The sequence below is a fragment of the Pseudomonas sp. FFUP_PS_473 genome (assembly GCF_002858665.1).
Taxonomy (GTDB): Bacteria; Pseudomonadota; Gammaproteobacteria; order Pseudomonadales; family Pseudomonadaceae; genus Aquipseudomonas; species Aquipseudomonas defluvii.
Genome location: NZ_PJQQ01000005.1, coordinates 164,476 through 184,673 on the forward strand (window position 1 = coordinate 164,476; position 20,198 = coordinate 184,673).

Sequence of the window (20,198 nt, forward strand, 5' to 3'; positions counted from 1 at the left end):
CATTTCAGAAAGGCACCTTCACTAAAAAGCGATATCTAGTGAACGACCATTCTGTTCAGAATAACGCCTTGCACATCCTATCGCGTACTTCCTATGAAACCTTTGCACGCACATTTCCAGCGTTATCTCCAGAACGGCAGCGTGTTCGCGGTGCTGGCGGCCTTGGGGTTCAGCTTCAAGGCAATCTTCGTCAAGCTCTCCTACGCGGCCAGCCATGTGGATGCGATCACCCTCCTCGCCTTGCGCATGGGGCTGTCGTTGCCCCTGTTCATCTGGCTGGTGTGGTTAAGCCGCCAGCAAGCCAGCGCGCCGTTAACCTTGGGCAGCGTCGTGCGCGTGCTACTGCTGGGGTTGTTCGGTTACTACCTGGCGAGCCTTTTCGACTTCTACGGCCTGCAGTACATCAGCGCCGGGCTCGAGCGACTGATCCTGTTCATCTACCCCACGCTGGTGCTGATCTTTCAGGCGATCGCCCTGCGCGAAAAGCCAACACTGCGCACCTTGGCGGCCATGGGCATCTGCTACGCCGGCCTGGGCGTCGCCTTCGTCCACGACCTGAGCGTTTCGGGCCTGGGCAGCCAGGTGATCCTCGGCTCACTGTGGGTATTTGCCAGCGCCGTGGTCTATGCCCTGTACTACTCTGGCACCGGCATGATGCTCAAACACATGAGCTCCATGCGCCTGGCAGGCTTGGCAGGTGCTGCGTCGTCGATCATGGTCTTGGCCCATTACCTGATGGTGGCGGACACCTCACAACTGCTCGATTTACCTAAGGCGGTTTGGATCAACGCGGGGTTGATGGCGGTGTTTTCCACCGTGCTGCCGATCTACTGGGCGGCGCTGGCAATCCAGCGCATGGGCGCCACACAGACCGCAGCCGTGGGTAACCTGGGGCCGGTGCTGACGATGCTGGCTTCCTGGGCCTTGCTCAACGAAACGATCTCGACCTACCAAATCGCCGGCCTGGCACTGGTGCTGTTTGGCGTGTCACGGTTGAAGCCGGGTAAACCCAAGGCCGCACCACAAGCAGCTATGGCGGACGAGGCAGCATGAGCTCTGGAGGCGACACCGGAAAGGCAGAAACTCGCGCACCTGTCCAACTCGCCAACTTGCTTTTCTACGCGCAGGTTACGTCTTGGGAGCGGCGCTATGTGCGTTGCCGAACGGAATTGCGGGCAGAGGTGCCGTATCGTCTAAACAAGACACCGTGTGTGTTGCAATTCTGCTCAGATCAAGAGGTGGCGTTCATGAACAACATTGTCTATATCGTCGGGGCCGTCGTGATCGTCCTGGTTATCCTGTCATTCGTTGGGCTTGTGTAAGTTCGAAGAGCGTTTTTGCGCATCGTTTGGATTCGATTTCTGCGGATGCGCTCGCACAGTACAAGACACAGGGTGTCATCGGTGCCGCACTCAATGCCTCACGGCTCGGCCCCGAGCGCTTCCTGAAGGCCGACTCCCCTGATAGGCGCCTGGCTGAACTGGACCTGCATGTGGGGCACCGATCCAGGGGTGCAGCAACTCCCGGCCAGCACCCCATATATCAGATATCCGTTTTCCGCATGCGAGCTGCCGTCAGCCACCTGCCCAGCCTAACAACCCGATCACTAAATTATTGAAATAACTCTATTTATTCCTAACTCAAGCACATCCCCGCACCCATTTTTTCACCCCAACACCAGCCCGCCACACCAAGCCCGGACCTCGTGCACCCCTGCACCGTCCCGCGTAAGCTAGACCTCTAAGCCCTCCACATGGCCACACGCGTTGATCACGCGACCAAAAATAAGAATGAGGAAAGTGATGCAGCCTATCCTGGACCCCAAGTGGCACCATTTCATCAAGGTCGCCAAGCTGGGCAGCCTTACCCACGCCGCCGTGGCCCTGGACGTGCCGCAATCGATGATCAGCCGGCATATCTCGCAACTGGAACGCGACTGCGGCGTTCGCCTGTTCAACCGCACCGGCCGGGGCGTGACCCTCACTGAGTTCGGCAGGCAGATCCTGCCGAGGATCGAGGCGTTGGCGGACAGCTCGGAGGAAATCTCAGACGAGATACGCACCTCCGGCGGGGTGCCCATCGGCGAAGTGCGCATCGGCCTGCTGCCCTCCTCCGTGGAGCCCATAGTTGGACCGCTGTTCCGCGTCCTGCGTGATCGCTACCCACGGATCAGGCTGCAGATCTGCGATGGCAGCAGCGCGCACTTGGAAGAGTTGATCAACGAGGGGCGCATCGACATGGCGCTACTGTTGCGCGAAGCCGACATGAGCAATTCCGACGAGACCGTGCTGGTGCAGCCCAAGCTCATGCTGGTAGGCCGTGCCGGCGACCCGGCAGTGGCCCACGCGACGGTGGAACTCAGCGCGTTGCAGGGCCTGCCCCTGGTGCTGCCGTCGCGGCCACACCCGTTGCGCATGCGTCTGGAGAAACTGTCCAAGTCCCATGGCATCAACTTCGACTGCGCGGTTGAAGCCGACTCGATTCGGCTGCAATGGGAGATCGTCGCCGCCGGTGGTGGCTACGCCATCACCTCGGGATTGTTCGAACACGTCAACGACCCGCGCTTCTCGGTGGCGCGGATCGTCAAGCCGGAACTGCTGCGCAGCGTAGTACTGGCCAGCTCGCTGCGTCGCCCCAACACCCTGGCGACGCGCACGGTGCAGAAGCTGCTGGCCCAGGAAGCGCCGCTGCTGCTGAAGAACCGCAGCTGAGCCGAGTCAGTTCGGGCGGGTCAGCACCGCCCGGTTGAGCAGGCCCTGGTCGGCGACCACGGTCTGCCCGGTCATGATGCGGTTGGCGCGCGAGGCCAGGAAGGCGTAGAGCGGACCGTGATCTTCCGGTGTGGGTAGTTCGCTGAGCAAGCTCAGCGAGCGGAACATCGACAGGAACGCGTCCTTGGGGATGTCCGACTGTTTCTGCTCCTCCAGCCCCAACGCGCGCGGCCCACCGAGCTGGCTGTTGGCGATGCCCGCCGGCGCCACGGCATTGACCCTCACCTGCGGCGCGAACTCGAACGCCAACTGGTTGACCAGGCTGCGGATGGCGCCCTTGCTGGCACTGTACACGGCGCCACCACCGTCGGCGGCATAGGCCGCGGTGGAGGTGGTAAGCACCAACGCTCCCAGGCTGGCCTGCAGCAACTCGAGGAACACCCGCGCCGAGAGCAGGTAGCCTTTCACGTTGACCGCCATGACCTCGTTGAACAAGGCGTCCAGGCGCTCCTCGGGCATCTGCGCCAGCGGCAGGTTGCCATCGAAGATGCCCTGGGCACCGATCAGCGCGTCAAGCCGCCCGAAGCGTTCGACAATGGCGTCACGGCAGGCACGCAGGTCGTCCAGACGGGTCACATCGCCTTGCACGACCAGTACCTGGTCATCGAATTCTTCACGCAATTGCGCGACCTTGTCGGGTACCACCTCGAAGATCGCCAGTTGCGCGCCTTGTGCCAGGCAGTATCTGGCGATACCCAAGCCCAGGCCGGAGCCGCCGCCGGTTACCAGCACCACATGATTGTCCAGCATTCCCATCACTTTCTCCTCAGATCGCCTCGGCCAGCGCCGCAAACGAAGCATGCATGATATGCAGATGCTCAGCCTTGTCGCCGCCCAGAATTTCTATCTCGCCCAGACGCCGCGAGTTCTCCACCACCATCCGGCAGCGCGGCCAGCGCCGTTGCTGAAATGCCGACAGGGCCGACGCTACGCTGGATCCGCGCTCCAGTTCCTCGGCCAGCACCAGCGCATCCTCGATGCCGATGCAGGCACCAGAGGCCAGGTGTGGGGTGGTGGCATGCACGGTATCGCCAATCAGCACGCAGCGGCCGCGGTACCAGGGTTGCTCCACTAGCAGCCCCTCGAGTGGACGGAACACCACCAGCGACTGCTCGTCGAGCATCGCCGCCGCCGCGCGTACCTGTGCGGCCGAGAAGGGTTCAAGCAAGGCCCGCAGGCGTTGGAGAAACTGCTCCGGCGGAACGAAATCGTTGACCGGCCGGTCTTCGTTGACGAACAGGTACATCTGCTCTCGCGACACCGGGTTGAGGCCGACCTTGATATGGTCATCGACCCATAGCTGGGTGTGGGTCACAGCCGGGTCTAACGGCAGCACCGCGCGCCACACGCCCTGGCCGCTGTAATGGGGCTTGGGCGCCTCGGGCATCAGTTGCTGACGCAGGCTCGAATACAGGCCGTCGGCCCCCACCAGCAGGTCGTAGCGGCTCTGGCTGCCGTCGGTGAAGGCGACGCTGACACCTTCGGCGTCCTGCTCCAGGGCGGTGATGGTGCAGCCCAGGCGCACCTCGGTACCGCTAGCACGGGTGGCATCGGCAAGGATCTGTGCCAGCACCGGGCGCATCACCGCGCCACTGCCGGGCACCGCCTCGCCCGCCACCCGTGGCGTGGCCACCTGGGTCAGCAGGCGCCCCTCGGCAGAGAAGATGTCCAGGCCGTCGCAGGCGTAGCCTTCGTCGAGAAAGCGCTCCAGTACGCCCAAGGTTTTCAGCGCACGCAAGGTCGGGCCGCCGATACTGATGCCGGCGCCATAGTTACGCCAGTGCGGGTCGATCTCCACCAGGTCCACGGCAATGCCGCGCTTGCGCAGCTCGATCGCCGCCGCCATGCCGGAAAAGCCGCCGCCAACCACCAACGCGGTTCGAATGAGTGCTGCCATGTCTCGCTCCTGCGGCGCGGGCCTGACCCGTCCCGGCCGTCTGTTGTTGTTATCCGGTCGCTGCGTCTCGGCAGCCTTGGGCCGAGGCCGATCATAGGGCCTGCCGCGCCAATCTACCGCAGCAAAAAACGCAACTCAGTTTTCTATTGCCAGCCATGCACCGGCCGGATAGCTGCCATCGCTTTTCTCCGCTACCTGTGCGAAGCGCGGCTTTTTACCCTGCCCCCAGAAAAAGGAGTCAGCCATGACCACATTACCGCCGTTCCACCATGTACTCACCGGGCCAGCCGATGCGCCCTGCGTTACTTTCATTCCGGGCATCGGCAATGACGTCGGATTCTGGGCCGAACAGGCAGAAGGCCTGGCGACACATTACCGAGTGTTGCGCTTCGACCCCTGGGGCCACGGCGCCAGCCCGCAACCGCCAGAGGACTGCTCATTCGCCACCATCGCCAAGGGCGTGGTGCAACTCTGGGACCAACTAGGCATTGAGCGTTCGGCTCTGGTGGGGCTGGGCTTCGGCGGCTCGCTGGCACTGGCACTGGGTCTAGAACATGAAGAGCGGGTCAGCCGCATCGTCGCCTTCTGCTGTCGCCCGCGCCAGCCAGACGACCGTCGCCAGTTCTGGCGAGCACGCAGTGAAGCCGCCGAGCGCGACGGCATCGAGGCCCTGGCGGACATCACCGTCGATCGCTGGCTCAGCCCTGACTTTCGTGCCGGCCACCCACAGGTGGACAGCCTGCTGCGGCGCATGATGAAAGGCACTTCGCTGCAGGGCTATCAGGCCTATGTGCGGGCCTTCATCGAGATGGACTTCAGCGAGCGCTTCGCACAGTTGCGCGTGCCCACCTTGCTGGTGGCGGGCGAACACGACCACGGCGGCGGTCCGGTACCGGACATGCAAGCCATGGCCGCCCAGTGCCCCGCCGCCACGCTGCGGGTGATCGCGGGCGCCGGTCATATCTGCAACTACGAAGCACCGGCCGAGGTCGAGCGACTGCTCAACGACTTCCTGCGCCCCTGACAGCCACGCTCATCCAGTGCCCGCGGCGATCGCGGGCCACCTTTATCCAAACGACAGAGACAACAATATGACAAACAATGTCGTTATCGTCGGCGCCGGCCACGGCGGCGTCAGCCTCTGCGCAGCCCTGCGTAACCTTGGATTCGACGGCAACATCACCCTGCTCAGCGAAGAAGGCGACCTGCCCTACCATCGCCCACCGCTGTCCAAGGGTTTCATCGTCAACGACTCCGGCGACGCGGACGCCCGACTGCTGCTGGAACCGCAAGCCTTCTACCAGGACAAACGCATCGACCTGCGCCTGAACACCCGAGTCAGCGCCGTGCACCCGCAAAGCCGCAGCGTTCAACTGGCCGACGGCAGCCTGTTGCCTTACGACCACCTGGTCCTGGCCACCGGCGCACGGGCCCGCACCCTTACCCTGCCTGGCAGCGAACTGGACAACATCCTGGTGCTGCGTACCCAGGCTCAGGCGCGGGCCTTGCGCGAGCGCCTGGCGCACAGCCAGGCGGTGGTCATCGTCGGCGGTGGTTTTATCGGCCTGGAAGTGGCTGCCACCGCGCGCAAGCGGGGCTTGCAGGTAACCGTGCTGGAAGGCGCGGCGCGGCTGATGGAACGCTCAGTATCGCCGTCGGTTTCGGCGCACGTTGCCGAGCGCTTCCGCGCCCAAGGTATTGGCCTGGAACTGGGCAGCAGCGTGCAAGCGTTCGAAGGCGACAACGGCCGCGTGTCTGCGGTGCTCAGTGCCACTGGCCGCCACCCGGCCGACCTGGTGTTGGTCGGTGCCGGTGCCCTGCCTAACAGCGAACTGGCCGAAGCCGCCGGTATCGCCTGCACCAACGGTATCCTGGTGGACCCCCAGATGCGCACGTCGGTGCCCCAGGTCTACGCCATCGGCGACTGCGTGAACTTCGAGAGCCGCTACGCTGGCAACACCCGCCTGCGCCTGGAGTCGATCCAGAACGCCAATGACCAGGCGCGCCTGGTGGCCCGGCTGATCTGCGGCGAACAGGCACACTACGACGCTGTACCGTGGTTCTGGAGCGACCAGGGCGAGATCAAACTGCAGATGGTCGGCCTGGCCTATGGCCGCACCCACTGCGTGACCCGTGGCGACCCGTCGCAGGGCCGTTTCTCGGTGTTCCATTACCGCGATCAGCAATTGATTGCGGTGGACTCGGTCAACCAGCCGATGGAGCACATTCTTGCCCGCAAGTTGCTGGCTGCAGGCATTTCTCCGGATACCAGCCAAGCGGCCAATACCGTCTTCGAGCTCAAAAGCCTGCTCTGAATGGTATGCCTCTGAGCAGAGCGCCTCATCGTTCGCGGCCCGCTTCATGAGCCGCGCTCTGCCCCAGCCCCAACTTCCAAGGAACACCACATGTTCGACCGTCAACTGGGTAATCTCTCGGTGGGCGCCAAGCTCACACTCGGCTTTGGCTTGGTGCTGGTCTCGACACTCGCCGTGGCCGCTACGGCATTTTTTGCTTTGCATACACTGGAGCAACGTGGCCGGACCATCCGTGATGTCGGCGTCGCCCGCGGTCTGATGCAGCAGGTGCGGGTAGCGGAAAAAGATTTCACGTTTACCCTCAGCGCCGAATCAGCCGATCGCATCGCCCACATGCATACCCCTCTGGCCAAGCTACTCGCCAGCATCCCCGAGAGCGATGCGGCTACCCAAGCCTGCCAGCACTACTTTCAGCAGTTCCGGCAATACGCAGCGGCAAAACAACAGGAGCGCGCATCACGGATTGTCATGCAAGAACAGGCACAGACACTGGGAGAACGATTCAACACCCTGCTACTGAACCAATTGGACGCGCTCAGGGTGATGTCGGATCAGGGCCAATTGCCGACCAATCAGCGCACCAATCTGCTCGACCAGACAACGCAGTTGCGGGAAAGGTTGGCCAACCTGCGCGACAGCGAACTCTACTTCGCTCATGAGAACAGCCTGCAGGCCCAAGATGACTGGGAGACTCGCAGCACAGAGCTCTCCACCTGGCTAGACAGCTTGGAGCGGCAACTCGACGGCGATGACCTGCAGGCGTTACGTCAGGCCGATCACGCATTGCACGCCTACCGCGAAGCATTCGAAAGATTTGTCGACAGCCGTAAAGACGCAGCTGACAACCAGACCGCGATGGATCAGGCCAGCGAACAGGCCACGCACTTGCTGATGCGCATCGGTGAAGCTCAAGAGCTGGCCTGGCAGCGCACAAGCACGCAGGTTCGCGGCGTACTCGGCTGCATGCTGGCGGCTGCCCTGTTCTTGGGTATCGGGGCGGCTTGGGTGATCCGCTTGCTAGTGGTACGTCCATTGGCCCGGGTGCTTTGCACAACTCAGCGCATTGCGGCCGGTGACCTGGCCGAAGGCCCAAAGGGGCAAGTTCGGCACGACGAGTTGGGACAGTTGCAGGCAGCGGTGGACAGCATGCAGAAAGGATTGCGCTCATTGGTAGGCCACATCGCTGATGATACTGTTCGCCTCAAGCGCACCGCCGACGACGTCCTGCAAGTAGCAGAACGTACCCGCCAGGGCGTCGAGCAGCAAAATGCGAATACCGAATTGGCAGCCTGCGCGATGCAACAGGTGTCCGATAAAGCGCGCGACGTCGAACGTCAGGCGGGTGATACGTGCATCGCGGTCCGCCAGGCACGGCAACAGGCTAATCAAGGGAGCGACCTGGTTCGGGAGGTGAGCACGCGCATCGACCGACTGGCGCATGAAATGGCCGAATGCAACAAGGCCATGCAGGGCCTGCTGCAGCAAAGCAAAGCGGTTGGCAATGTGCTGGAGGTTATCGACGCTTTAGCGGCACAGACCAACTTGCTCGCCTTGAATGCCGCCATCGAGGCTGCACGAGCCGGCGAGCAAGGGCGGGGTTTTGCCGTGGTAGCGGAAGAAGTCCGAAACTTGGCGCAGCGCACCCAGGCATCCACTGGGGAAATCACCACGATCATACAACAGCTGCATCACCACTGCCGCGAGGCGAGCGAACGTCTACTCGGCAGCCAGTCACTCTCCTGGGACTGCGTCACGCTCGCGACCGACGCGCTGGAAATGCTGCAGAGCATCGCCACAGCGGTATCGGCCGCGGAGCAAATGAGCCAACAGATCGCCACAGTCGCGCAGCAACAAAGCCATGTAGCAGCCGAGGCTGGCGACAGTATGGAGCGGGTACGGGACATAGCCAGCCACAGTGGCTCGGCGAGCATGCATCTGCTGGGAACGGTGCGAGAATTGGGGGTCGTGAGCGGGACCCTGGGTGCGGCCGTGGGTGGTTTGCGCACCTGAAGATCAGAGCCACCGCCCGCAGTAGACAGCCAGCAACCCGCAAGCAAAAATCAGCCAGGCCACCGGCGCCGTCGTGCCGGTGTAGCACAGGTTGAGCAGCAGGCCGACGAGCATGCCGCCACCAAATGTCGCACTGTTGAGGATCGCCGCAGCCTTACCCGCGCGGCGCTCCTGCGCGGCCATCGCCAGGGCCGAGGCATTTGGGTTGACGAAGCCCACCGCGATCACCGCAAGGAACAACCCCGGCAACAGCAACCACAGGGTACTGTCGACAAGCTGCGCGTTTATCACCAGCAAGGTACCGCCAACCATCGGCAACAGCAGTGCCGCGCGCAGGATTTCCAGCGGCGTGAAGCGAGGCAGTAGCAGGCGGTTGCAGTACCCAGCGAGCATCACCCCCAACGCATTGGCGCCGAAGAAATAGCCGAAATGCTCGGGCGTGATACGGTGCACGTCAATCAACAGCAGCGGCGAGCCGATGATGTAGCTGAACATTGCGGCCATGACCACGGCCTGGACGCTGACGAATGTCATGAAACGGCCCTCCGCCAACAACGCACGGTACTCGCTGGCCACCGCAGCGAAGCCAGCGCCGCTGTGGAGCGGCCGAGGGTCGTCGAGCACCCGCCACACGCCCAGGAACATTAACCCGCCAAACACTGCCAAGCCCCAGAAGATGCCGCGCCAGCCGGTCACGGCGATCACCCAACTGCCGAGCAAGGGCGCCACCACCGGCGCTGCACCCATGATCAACACCAGCAATGACAGGTTGCGCGCGCTCTGCTTCAGGTCGCAACGGTCGCGGATGATGGCAAATGTCAGCACTGCGCCAGCGCAGCCGCCTATGCCTTGCACGAAGCGCCATACCACCAGCGTGGCCAGGCAGTGGACTTGGGTAATTGCCAGCCCCGCCAACACGTACAATGCAAGCCCGAACAACAGTGGCCGCTTGCGCCCGAATTGGTCGCTGACGGGGCCATAGCAGAGCATGCCGATCAGCATGCCGATGAAGTAGGCGGAAAAGCTCAGCTCGATCTCGCCCGCCGCGGCGCCAATATCAGCGCGGATCAGGGCGAAGGCCGGCAGGTACATATCGGTGGACAACGGGGCAATAGCGGCGAGGCTGCCGAGCAGCCACAGCAAGGAGGCCGACACCGGTCGGACGAGTGTGATCGAGGTGTTCACAGGTCTATCCTTTATTGGGGAACGCCAAGGCAGTACGGCACAATCGCCTGCAGGGGCGGCCTTGTGCCGTAAAGGGCCGCGCCTACACAGGGGCGGCGGAGTTTTCGAGAAGGGTTAACGACGCTTGAGCAGATCCAGCGACACATCCACGATCATGTCTTCCTGACCACCCACCATCCGCCGCCTCCCCAGCTCCACCAGGATGTCGACGGTTTTCAGGCCATAGCGCGCCGCGGCGATTTCCGCATGGCGCAGGAAGCTCGAATAGACGCCGGCATAGCCCAGCGCCAGTGACTCGCGGTCAACCCGCACCGGGCGGTCCTGCAAGGGCCGTACGATGTCATCGGCCGCGTCCATCAGGGTGTAGAGGTCGGTGCCGTGGTTCCAGCCGAGGCGTTCGGCGGCGGCAATGAACACCTCCAGCGGCGCGTTGCCGGCCCCCGCGCCCATGCCCGCCAGGCTGGCATCGATACGGTCGCAGCCCTCCTCCACCGCCGCGATCGAATTGGCCACGCCAAGGCTGAGGTTGTGGTGAGCATGCATGCCTGTCTGGGTCTGAGGATCCAGCACTGCCTTGAACGCACGCATGCGATCGCGCACGTCCTGCATGCTCATGGCGCCACCGGAGTCGGCCATGTAGATGCACTGGGCACCGTAGCTTTCCATCAGTTTGCCCTGGGCCGCCAACTGCTCGGCCGGGATCATATGGCTCATCATCAGAAAGCCCACGGTGTCCATGCCCAGTTCTCGGGCATATTCGATGTGCTGCCTGGACACATCCGCTTCGGTGCAATGGGTCGCCACACGCACCACGCGGGCACCGGCATCATAGGCCGCCTTGAGATCATGGACGGTGCCAATGCCCGGCAGCAGCAGTGTGGCGATCTTGGCGTGGCTGAGCACATCGGCGACTGCCTCGATGTACTCAAGGTCGGTGTGGCGACCAAACCCGTAGTTGAAGCTTGAGCCTTGCAAGCCATCGCCGTGAGCAACCTCGATGGAATCGACCTTGGCCTGATCCAGCGCCCGGGCAATGTCACGCGCATTGTCCAGCGTGTACTGATGGCGGATGGCATGGCTGCCGTCGCGCAGGGTGACGTCGGAAATATAGATTTTCTTGCTGTTCATGGTCGTCGTTCCTCAGCCGTTGATCATTGACAGGGCCATGCGCTCGGCGGTGGCCATCGCAGCGGAGGTCATGATGTCGAGGTTGCCGGCGTAGGCCGGCAGGTAATGGGCGGCGCCCTCGACTTCGAGGAACACCGAGGTTTTCAGGCCCGAAAAAGTCCCCTGCCCCGGGATCTTCAGGTCGCGCACCTCGTCGAATTGCACCTTCTGCTTGAGGCGATACCCTGGCACATAGGCCTGCACGGCTTGGGCCATCTCCGTGATGGACGCCTCGACCTGCGCCTGGTCGGCTGCCTCGGACAGCACCAGCACGGTGTCGCGCATGATCAGTGGTGGCTCTGCCGGGTTCATGATGATGATCGCCTTCCCCTTGCTGGCGCCACCGATGACCTCGATGGCGCGGGAGGTGGTTTCGGTGAATTCGTCGATATTGGCGCGCGTGCCGGGGCCCGCCGACTTGCTGGCGATGGACGCGACGATTTCGGCATAGTGGACCTTGGCGACACGCGACACCGCCGCGACCATGGGGATGGTCGCCTGACCGCCGCAAGTGACCATGTTCACGTTCAACTGGTCGAGGTTCTGCTCCAGGTTCACCACCGGTACGCAGTAGGGACCGATGGCCGCCGGGGTCAGGTCGACCAGGCGGATACTCGGCTTGATCGACCGCAGGAAGGTATCGTTCTTGACATGGGCTGCGGCGCTAGTGGCGTCGAAGACGAAGTCGATGTCCTGGAACTGCGGCATACGCACCAGCCCCTGCACACCTTCGTGGGTGGTGGCCACGCCCAGGCGCGCGGCGCGCGCCAGGCCATCGGAGTTCGGGTCGATACCGACCATCACCGACATGTTCAGGTGCTGCGCATGGCGCAGGATCTTGATCATCAGGTCGGTACCGATGTTGCCGGAACCGATGATGGCGACGTTGAGTTTGTTGTTCACAGGCAAGGCTCCAGCCAGGCCGGCCCTGGCGGCCGACCCTGGCGCTCAGTTTGTTTTGCCGACCTTGCGCAACACCAGGAACACCCCGATGAAGCCGCTGAGCAGGCCGCTGATGAAACCGCTGATACCATTACCCAGCGAGTTGTCCAGAACACTCTGCGGGAAGGGTACGAGGTACTGGTTGACGAGGAAGGCCAGGCAGGCGGCGATGGCACCGCCGATCAGACCGGCCAGCACCGATTCCTTGAGTACGAAGTTCATGACAGGTCTCCTTGGCGCGGTATCAGGTGAAGCGTACCGAGCAGGCGCCGACGCCACCGATGGATACCTGCAGGTTGTCACCGGCCTTGACCGGCACCATCGCGCCCAGTGAGCCGGAGAGAATCACCTCCCCGGCCTTGAGCGGCACGCCCAGGCGCCCCAGGGTATTGGCCAGCCAGGCCACGGCGGTGGCTGGCGACCCCATGCTGGCAGCACCGGCGCCGGTGGCAACGACCTCGCCGTTCTTCTCCAGCACCATGCCGCACAGGCTCAGGTCGACCTCACTGAGCGACACCAGCCGGTCGCCGAGGACGAACACCCCACAGGAGGCGTTGTCAGCCACGGTGTCCTGGATGGCGATTTTCCAGTCGCGGATGCGTGAATCGACGATCTCGAAGCACACCATCACCCCTTCGGTGGCGCGCAGCACATCCGCGACGCTGACCCCTGGCCCTTGCAGGTCATGCTTGAGCACGAAGGCCAGCTCACCCTCGGCCTTGGGCTGGATCAGCGTGCTGCTGTCGATGGCCTGGCCGGGGTTGACGGCCATGGCATCGGTGAGGATGCCGAAGTCCGGTTGGTTCACCCCCAGCAGGTTCATCACCGCCTGGCTGGTCACGCCGATCTTCTTGCCCACCACCTTCTCGCCATCGGCCAGGCGTCGCTCGATCAAGTGTTTCTGGATGGCATAGGCCTGTTCCAGGGTCAGTTCCGGGTAGCGCGCGGTCAACGGTGCCACCGACTGTGCCTGGCGCAAGGCGAGGTACAGTTCGGCACCGAGGTCGTGCAGCAGCGAATCATCAAGGTTCATGGCAATCTCCTGGTCAGATGGGCTGGCTGAGGGTCAACAGGGCACGCTCGACCACCTTGGTCTGCTCTTCCACCGGCGCCCGCGCCTGTTCCAGGCGGCCCAGTTCCATGGAGCACTCGGTGACCAATCGGCAACGTCCCTCGCGGCGTTGCATGAAGCGGCCGAAGACGTCGGCCGCACCGCCGCCACGGGTCAGTTCCTCGGCCAGCACCAGTGCGTCCTCGATGCCCATGCCGGCACCGGAGGCCAGCTGTGGCGTGGTCGGGTGCGCCGAATCGCCGATCAGCAACACCCGGCCCTGGTACCAGGGCGCCGGCAGGATGAAAGCCTCCAGCGGGCGGAAGTTGATGGCCGGATTGTCCTTGGCGCCCAGGCTGTCGCGAATCTCGGCGAGGATGCCGCCGTAGCCTTCCAGGCGTTGCGCCAGTTCGTGGTGGAAGCGCTCGGGTTCGATGAACACCTGCGGCGTGCGCTCGAGCAGGAACATATACATGTGGCTGTCGGACACCGGGGTGAAGCCGACCTTGTGCGGACCACCAAGGAAATAGGTACGCCGCTCAACCGAGGCCGGCCGCTCGAGGAACAGCCGCCAACAGCTCTGCCCGGTGTACTCCGGCTTCGGCGCCTGCGGGAAGATCAGGCCACGGACCCTTGAGAACACCCCATCAGAGCCAAGCACGATGTCGTAGCGCCCGTGGCTGCCATCGGTGAAGGTCACATCCACGCCGTGGTCGTCCTGCTCCAGCACCTCGACGCTGAGGCCCAGGCGGATGTCGCAGCCACCGGCGCGCACATGCCGGGCAAGGATGCCGTGCAGGGTCGGGCGCATGATGCCACCGCTGCCCAGGGTCGGGCTGTCGGTCGGCATCGGCGTTTCCAGCCGGCGCAGCGGTTCGCCCTGAGGGTTGCAGACCTGGATGCCCTCGCCGACATAGGCCTCGTCGGCCATGTCCGGGTAGACACCGAGCTGGTGCAGCGCGCGCAGGGTCGGCCCGGTAATGGTCAGGCCGGCGCCCAGGGCGCCCCATTGCGGGTTGCTGTCGATCAGGTCGACTTCGACGCCGATGCGCCGCAGGGTAATGGCGGCGGCCATGCCGGCCGTGCCGGCGCCGACGATCAGGACCTTCTGTACAGTGTGTTGCATGGCGTTTTTCCTTGTTCTTGTGGTTCGCTACGCAGGGGTTTTCACTCGGCCGCGAGGAAGTGCCTCACCAACTGGCCGAAATCACGGGCATGCTCGATCTGGGTCCAGTGCCCGCAGCGCCCGAAAATGTGCAACTGGCTGTCGTCGATCCATTGCTGCAGGGTCAGCGAAGTGGCCAGGGGGATGACTTTGTCGTCGCGCCCGTGCACCAGCAGGGTTTTGTGGCGGATCCCACGAATCGCCGCTTCGTCATGGGCCATGGCATCGACCCAGCGCTGGCGTGGGAACGGGAACATGGCGCTGTAGGCTTCGTGGACACCAGCGCGTCGGCTGGCCTCGAAACGCATGCGCACCAGGTCGTCACCCACCAGGTTCTGGTCGTAGGCGAAGATGCGCATGATGGCGCGCATGTTGTCTTCGGAAGGCGTGTATCCCCACACGGCATCAAGCCCCGGGGTCAGCTCGAAAGGCACGCCGACGCTACCCATCAGGATCAGCCGCTTGACCCGCTGCGGGTGATGGATCGCCAAGGCCAGGGCCATGGAGCCACCGAAGGAGTTGCCGATGACGTTGACCTGTTCCACCCCGAGCGCATCGAGGAAGTCGACGATCTGCTGCAGCCACAGCTCGCGGGAATAGACAATGCCATCCGGTACCTGGGTAAAGCCGAAGCCAGCCAGGTCCGGCGCCAACAGGCGGTACTGGTCTTTCAGGCCCTGGATGCTCAGGCGCCAGTTGGCCCAGGCACTCACGCCAGGGCCGGAGCCGTGCAGCAGCAGGACCGGCTCTCCGGCGCCGACATCGTGGTAGTTGGTAAGGATCGAACCGGTATGCAGGCTTTGCCCGACTTCGGAGTTCTGTTGGCTGTTCATGGTGGTATCCCTTTTGCTCAGATATCGGCGCGGCGCCAGACCAGGCGCGCACTGCGGGCTTGCGGGGTGCCTTCCTCGAGGCGGGCGCTGAGGGTCAGGGTGCCGTCGGCGTTGACCTGGAAGCGGCGCTTCTGCTCGCCGCCGACCCAGTTGGGAAACTGGCTGATGTCGACCCTGTGGATGATCACGTCACCCTGCACCTCGTAGCGTCCGCCGTAAGCCAGCATGCTGGTGTAGGCGCGGGCCTTCTCGCTGTCGCTGGCGTTCCACTGCCCGCCGGTCTCGAAGTTCGGCCGTTCGGCACGGGCGATCATGCAGGCCATGTGGCCGCCGGCGGTGTAGAGGATGAAGCCGTTGAGCTGATCGCCCATGGGCAGTTCGCGCCGCCCATCGTCAAAGGCCTGTTCCCAGGAGAGGATTTCCCAGCGGCCGACCGGGTTGAGAGAGGATGTGGACATGGTGGAAATCTCCATTCAGCACTGCGCCTGAAGAAACGCGGTGACGACTTCGTTGTGCTCGGCTGCGCTTTCAAACTGGGCCCAGTGCCCGGTATCGCTGGCGCAATGGAAAGTGCCACGCTGGACCTGGGAGGCGATGTGCTGACCCAGGGCCGGTGGCGTGCGGTTCTTGTCGCCCCAGTAGACCAAGGTCGGCGGGCTGATCTGCCGGGCCAGGGCATCGCTCACCAGGTGCTGGCGAATGGTCGGACCGGCCAGGTACTCGCTGATGAACTGCGCCTGCACCGCCGCCAGGGCCGGCTGGCGATACAGCGCCTGGCGCACCAGCACCGCCTCGTCAGTCAGCCGCTCAGGGTGCGCGAGGATCCGCGTCATACGCGTCCTGACGTTGGCGAAACTGGGATCGCGCAGCACTTCCAGGGAGCTGGCCAGGTTGCTGGACCAGTCCGGCTCGACATAACCGTCAATGGCGCCGGGGTCTGGCGTGTAGCCCATGGTGGTGGTCAGCACCAGCGCCTTGACCCGCGACGGATGACGCAGGGCCAGTTGCATGGCGACCCACCCACCGAGCGACTGGCCTTCAACGAACGCCGTGTCAACGTGCAGCTGGTCCATGACGTCGATCACCTGGTCCACCAGCGCGGGGATGATTTCGGGCTGGTAACCCTCTGTCTGCGATTTGCCGTGCCAGAGAAAATCCAGGGCGATAACATGGAAGTGCCGCGACAATTCGGCAATGTTCAGGGCGTAGTTTTCTGCATGGCCTCCAGTGCCATGCAGCAGGATCAGGGCCGGCCCTGCGCCGGCTTCGATGATGCGAGTACGGTATTTGCCGCGCAGTTCCCTGACCTGGCAATGCAGCAGTTCAATCCAGTACGGCGTGGGCGCGGGGTTGGGCTGGGACATCAAAGGGCCTCCAGAGGTTTCCCGATCAAGCCGCCCCCCTCACCGTCGCAAAGGCGACAGTGGGCGGGCAGTGGCGAACGGGTGGTGGAACGAATGAAGCCTTAAAGCTTCTGTTCCTTGCTATGGGAAATCGGCCCCTTGAGGGTGCCGTCGGATTTTTCCAGACCGAACGTCCATTCCGAGAAGATGTGCGAGACGGCCGCGAAGTCCTGAGCCTCCCACTCCTCGGTAACCATGTCTTCGTCGGCGGCATATTCCCAGGAACCACCGAACGGCGACTGGAAGTACCAGAAGCACGCCGAGGAAATGGTATGCCGGCCGGGGCCGGCAAAAGTGCTCCAGCCCAGCGACTCCAGGTGCTGGCCACCGCCGATCACTTCGTGGATATCACGCACCTTGAATGCGAGGTGGTTGAAGTGGGTACCGGGCACCCGCGCATTCATGAAGAACACGTGATGATGGTTACCGGACGCCGAGCAGCGCATGAAAAGACCACGGTTGGCGTAGCGGTCGGAGACGATGAAGCCCAGGCGTTCGACATAGAAGCGCGCGGCTTCGGCGGCATCGTCCACACCGATGGCGATGTGGCTGATTTCACGCGGCATGGCGACCTTGTACACCTGGGCACGGCGGTTGATGCGCTCAGCCTGGCCGGGGGCGTTGTAGCGGGTGACTTCGTAGTTCACCGGCTTGCGCCGGGCGACACGAAAGCCCAAGCGGATGCCAAGGTCGTCGACGCTGTGCAGGGTACCGTCGGTGCCATACTCGACCTTGCGATCACGACCCAGCTCCTCGGCCAGGGCCGCCAGCGAGGCCTGGTCCTCGACCCCCCAGATAATCTGGCACAGGCCGCTACCACCCCCGATCGGCGTGCGCTCAGGTAGCGCAGGGTCAGCGCACACCACCTGCACTTCCGACCCATCGACGGCCCGGAACACCTTCACTTCGGGATCGCTCGACGGCTGGTAGGCGAGCCCCCAGTCGGCTGCGAAGCGACATGCCTCGGCCAGGTTCTCGACCGCGAACCTGACCCCCTCGACACCGGTGAAACGAAATGAATTGCCCGTCGCCATGATTGCCTTCTCTGCTGTTCTCGTCGTAATTCGTCGTAGCCCAGCCTGTTGCCTGCCAGCGGGCTGTTCGATGAGGGTGATGTTAGGTAGCGTGTTGCAACTGAGCCAGAGGGATTCCCTCAAGGCAGTTATCCAGGAAATGCAAGGCTGTGTGAAACGCGCAAAGCCGCGCACTACATGGCCTCGCACAATGCGAGCGGATCAGGCGAGGCCTTCTGCGGCCAGTGCAGCACGCACTGCCGGACGGGCGCCGATGCGCTCGCGGTACGCTTGCAGATGGGGCCACGGCGACAGGTCGATACCGATCGGTGCCATCCAACGAAGGGCGGTGAACAGGTAACCGTCGGCAACGCTGTAGTGCGCCCCCAGCAGGAATTCGCAACGCCCCAACTGCTCGTCGAGGTATGCCAGGCGTCGCAACAGATTGGCCCGCGCCGCGGCCTTCCAATCGTCCCCGGCAACTGGGTTGAAGAAGGCCCCGCAAGACTTCTGCAATTCGCTGCCGATGAAGTTCAGCCAACCTTGCAACTGGTAGCGCGCCCGGCTGCCATGGGCGGGTGCTAGCGCCTTGTCCGGTACTTGGTCGGCAATGTACTGGACAATGGCCGGGCCTTCGGTGAGCAGTTCGCCGTCGTCGAGCAACAAGGCCGGGACGTAGCCCTTGGGGTTGATGGCCAGGAAATCGGCGCCGCTGGCAGTGCGTTTGCTGTGCAGATCGACGGCTTCGATTTCGAACGCCAGGCCAGCCTCGGCCAAGGCGATATGAGGGCTCAGCGAGCAGGCGCCGGCCTTATAAAAGAGTTTCATGGGGGACTCCAAGAGGGTGACGGGGCTGATGCAAAGCCCCGTGGATCAATCAGGCTGCAGAACCCGCAGGCTTGCGTGGCCCGTTGAACGGTGCCCAGTTCTCTTCGAGCATTTCCATCAGATAGGCCTGTGCGCTGTCGGCATGCAGCGGCTTTTCCCGTGGCACCCAGCTGTCATCATGCTTGTCCATGTCGGCGTCGTACTCGAAGCGGCAGCCCAAGGGACTGTCGAAATACCAGAACCAGTTGGAGCCAAAGCCGTGGCGCCCCGGCCCCCAGAAGCTGCTGTAGCCCAGGTCGCGGAAGCGGTTGCCGGCCTGCATCACCTCGCTCGGCCCGCCGAGGTGGAAGGCCATGTGCTCAATGCCCTTGAGCTGCGGCGGGGTCTGGATCAGGAACAGGGTGTGGTGCTCCTGGGTGGCTTTGGAGCGCATGAACGGGCCGCCGCCGAGGCGGTCGTTGACGCGGAACTGCAAGCGCTCCACGTAGAACGCCTCGGCCTTGGTCACGTCCGGCACGAACAGGGCGAAGTGCCCAAGGCTGCGCAGTTGGGGCACGACCACGGCGTCGTCGACACCAACGCAGTTGACTGGCCGTTGCAGCGGCGAGCCGGGGGCGTTGATCTTTTCCGCGGGCAGGCTGAACTCGCGACGGCGAGTGAGCTGGAACACCAGCGGGATGCCCATGTCGTCGCAGGCTTCGATGGCGCCATCGGCCAGGCGCTTGACCTCGCGGTCCTTGCCCAGCTCGGCGGCGATGGCGTCCAGGCTTTGCAGGTCGGCGACGCCGTAGACGATCTTGCGTGCCTTGTTGGTCGGGCTCAGCGGCGGGGTCAGGCCTGGCGCGTCGGCCTGGCAGATGATCACCCCGGTGCCGTCGAGGGTTTCGAACAGCAGGCCGTCGCGCACCTGGCCGGCGGCTTTCAGGCCGAAGTCGAGCATGTAGCGGCTCGCAGCGTCGATGTCATCCACAGCGAAAAGCACCGCATCGGGACCGATGATATTCATGAAGGGTTGCTCCTTGGGTTCGCACAATACTGTTCAGGGGGCTGCTCACCCCCTACGGATCAGGACGTGATGCTGACGTTCTCGCCGCGACGCAGGGCCGCCATGCGCTCGTTCAATTCGCCATCGACGTAGTACAGCTCGGTGTAGAAGCCGATCTGCTCACGGGTGTCCCAGTAGCTCCAGCGGCAGTTGCCGAACGGTCCCTGGAAGAACCCGGCCATGGCCTTCTCGATGCCCAGGTCGCGGTAGTGTTGCTCGGCCAGTGCATATTCCTCGGCGCTGGCCTGACGGAAGCCGATGTGATGTGGGCCGTAGCCACGGCTGTCGATCCAGTCCTTGTACAGGCTGTTGCCGCCGTCATGACGGGCCAGCTCGATCAGGGTGTCGCCGGCAAAGCCGTAGGCGCAGCTGAACTGGAAATCCCCCGGCTGGCCACGGTACTCCTTCTCGATCTGCTCGCGGGCCAGGCCCTCGGCGACATTCCACACCGCGACACCGTTGGTCTCGCTCCACATGCGCATGGCGGCCTCGAGGTCCGGGACGACGAAGCAGATCTGGTCGAATTTGCGGCCGATCAGGTTTTTGGCGATCTCACTCATGGGTGGCTCCGGT

20 protein-coding genes and 1 pseudogene are annotated in these 20,198 nt (G+C 63.6%); 6 read left to right on the forward strand and 15 right to left on the reverse strand.

Going from position 1 to position 20,198, the window contains the following annotated elements:
* The first annotated feature begins 93 nt into the window (after positions 1 to 93).
* Positions 94 to 1,053, forward strand: coding sequence for a DMT family transporter (locus CYD26_RS05250; protein WP_102051969.1), 960 nt, complete (start codon positions 94 to 96; stop codon positions 1,051 to 1,053).
* A 749-nt stretch (positions 1,054 to 1,802) separates the two neighbouring features.
* The gene (locus tag CYD26_RS05265; RefSeq protein WP_102051971.1) at positions 1,803 to 2,711 is read left to right on the forward strand and encodes a LysR family transcriptional regulator; all 909 of its coding nucleotides are present in this window, start codon (positions 1,803 to 1,805) and stop codon (positions 2,709 to 2,711) included.
* A gap of 6 nt (positions 2,712 to 2,717) precedes the next feature.
* Here CYD26_RS05265 and CYD26_RS05270 read toward each other — a convergent pair whose 3' ends face one another.
* Both CYD26_RS05270 and CYD26_RS05275 read right to left on the reverse strand, forming a co-directional pair.
* Positions 2,718 to 3,521, reverse strand: a complete 804-nt coding sequence (locus tag CYD26_RS05270; RefSeq protein ID WP_102052011.1) for an SDR family oxidoreductase — start codon at positions 3,519 to 3,521, stop codon at positions 2,718 to 2,720.
* A 16-nt stretch (positions 3,522 to 3,537) separates the two neighbouring features.
* Positions 3,538 to 4,668 (reverse strand): FAD-dependent oxidoreductase, encoded by a 1,131-nt coding sequence (locus tag CYD26_RS05275; protein ID WP_102051972.1) that lies wholly within the window; start codon positions 4,666 to 4,668, stop codon positions 3,538 to 3,540.
* Between the two features lie 244 nt (positions 4,669 to 4,912).
* Between CYD26_RS05275 and CYD26_RS05280 the strand changes: the two genes are divergently transcribed.
* The 4 genes and pseudogenes from CYD26_RS05280 (at position 4,913) to CYD26_RS25835 (ending at position 8,993) form a co-directional block, all read left to right on the forward strand.
* Entirely contained in the window at positions 4,913 to 5,692 is a 780-nt protein-coding gene (locus CYD26_RS05280) for an alpha/beta fold hydrolase (protein WP_102051973.1), read from the forward strand.
* Between the two features lie 67 nt (positions 5,693 to 5,759).
* Complete coding sequence (locus tag CYD26_RS05285; RefSeq protein ID WP_102051974.1) at positions 5,760 to 6,983, forward strand: NAD(P)/FAD-dependent oxidoreductase; 1,224 nt, start codon at positions 5,760 to 5,762, stop codon at positions 6,981 to 6,983.
* Between the two features lie 963 nt (positions 6,984 to 7,946).
* Positions 7,947 to 8,135, forward strand: a pseudogene (locus CYD26_RS25830) (HAMP domain-containing protein); the annotation flags it as partial.
* Between the two features lie 144 nt (positions 8,136 to 8,279).
* A complete protein-coding gene (locus tag CYD26_RS25835) occupies positions 8,280 to 8,993 on the forward strand; it encodes a methyl-accepting chemotaxis protein (protein ID WP_371917193.1) in 714 nt (237 codons plus the stop codon).
* A gap of 3 nt (positions 8,994 to 8,996) precedes the next feature.
* Here the strand turns inward: CYD26_RS25835 and CYD26_RS05295 are convergent, their stop codons facing one another.
* The 13 genes from CYD26_RS05295 to CYD26_RS05355 form a co-directional block, all read right to left on the reverse strand.
* The gene (locus CYD26_RS05295; protein WP_158240124.1) at positions 8,997 to 10,178 is read right to left on the reverse strand and encodes a multidrug effflux MFS transporter; all 1,182 of its coding nucleotides are present in this window, start codon (positions 10,176 to 10,178) and stop codon (positions 8,997 to 8,999) included.
* Positions 10,179 to 10,292: 114 nt separating this feature from the next.
* Entirely contained in the window at positions 10,293 to 11,306 is a 1,014-nt protein-coding gene (dmpG, locus tag CYD26_RS05300; protein ID WP_102051977.1) for a 4-hydroxy-2-oxovalerate aldolase, read from the reverse strand.
* A gap of 12 nt (positions 11,307 to 11,318) precedes the next feature.
* On the reverse strand, positions 11,319 to 12,248 hold the full coding sequence (locus tag CYD26_RS05305; RefSeq protein WP_102051978.1) for an acetaldehyde dehydrogenase (acetylating): 930 nt from the start codon (positions 12,246 to 12,248) through the stop codon (positions 11,319 to 11,321).
* A 45-nt stretch (positions 12,249 to 12,293) separates the two neighbouring features.
* Positions 12,294 to 12,509 (reverse strand): hypothetical protein, encoded by a 216-nt coding sequence (locus tag CYD26_RS05310; protein ID WP_102051979.1) that lies wholly within the window; start codon positions 12,507 to 12,509, stop codon positions 12,294 to 12,296.
* Between the two features lie 22 nt (positions 12,510 to 12,531).
* The gene (gene dmpE / locus CYD26_RS05315) at positions 12,532 to 13,320 is read right to left on the reverse strand and encodes a 2-oxopent-4-enoate hydratase (protein ID WP_102051980.1); all 789 of its coding nucleotides are present in this window, start codon (positions 13,318 to 13,320) and stop codon (positions 12,532 to 12,534) included.
* Between the two features lie 13 nt (positions 13,321 to 13,333).
* Complete coding sequence (locus CYD26_RS05320; protein ID WP_102051981.1) at positions 13,334 to 14,464, reverse strand: FAD-dependent monooxygenase; 1,131 nt, start codon at positions 14,462 to 14,464, stop codon at positions 13,334 to 13,336.
* A gap of 41 nt (positions 14,465 to 14,505) precedes the next feature.
* On the reverse strand, positions 14,506 to 15,336 hold the full coding sequence (locus tag CYD26_RS05325) for an alpha/beta fold hydrolase (RefSeq protein WP_102051982.1): 831 nt from the start codon (positions 15,334 to 15,336) through the stop codon (positions 14,506 to 14,508).
* A gap of 17 nt (positions 15,337 to 15,353) precedes the next feature.
* On the reverse strand, positions 15,354 to 15,794 hold the full coding sequence (locus tag CYD26_RS25300) for a lipocalin-like domain-containing protein (protein WP_102052012.1): 441 nt from the start codon (positions 15,792 to 15,794) through the stop codon (positions 15,354 to 15,356).
* A gap of 15 nt (positions 15,795 to 15,809) precedes the next feature.
* On the reverse strand, positions 15,810 to 16,700 hold the full coding sequence (locus CYD26_RS05335; protein ID WP_102051983.1) for an alpha/beta fold hydrolase: 891 nt from the start codon (positions 16,698 to 16,700) through the stop codon (positions 15,810 to 15,812).
* A 101-nt stretch (positions 16,701 to 16,801) separates the two neighbouring features.
* On the reverse strand, positions 16,802 to 17,773 hold the full coding sequence (locus CYD26_RS05340) for a VOC family protein (protein ID WP_102051984.1): 972 nt from the start codon (positions 17,771 to 17,773) through the stop codon (positions 16,802 to 16,804).
* Between the two features lie 201 nt (positions 17,774 to 17,974).
* On the reverse strand, positions 17,975 to 18,580 hold the full coding sequence (gene gstA / locus CYD26_RS05345) for a glutathione transferase GstA (protein WP_102051985.1): 606 nt from the start codon (positions 18,578 to 18,580) through the stop codon (positions 17,975 to 17,977).
* Positions 18,581 to 18,629: 49 nt separating this feature from the next.
* Entirely contained in the window at positions 18,630 to 19,586 is a 957-nt protein-coding gene (locus CYD26_RS05350; protein WP_102051986.1) for a VOC family protein, read from the reverse strand.
* A gap of 59 nt (positions 19,587 to 19,645) precedes the next feature.
* Positions 19,646 to 20,185, reverse strand: a complete 540-nt coding sequence (locus CYD26_RS05355) for a VOC family protein (protein ID WP_102051987.1) — start codon at positions 20,183 to 20,185, stop codon at positions 19,646 to 19,648.
* Positions 20,186 to 20,198: the final 13 nt, after the last annotated feature.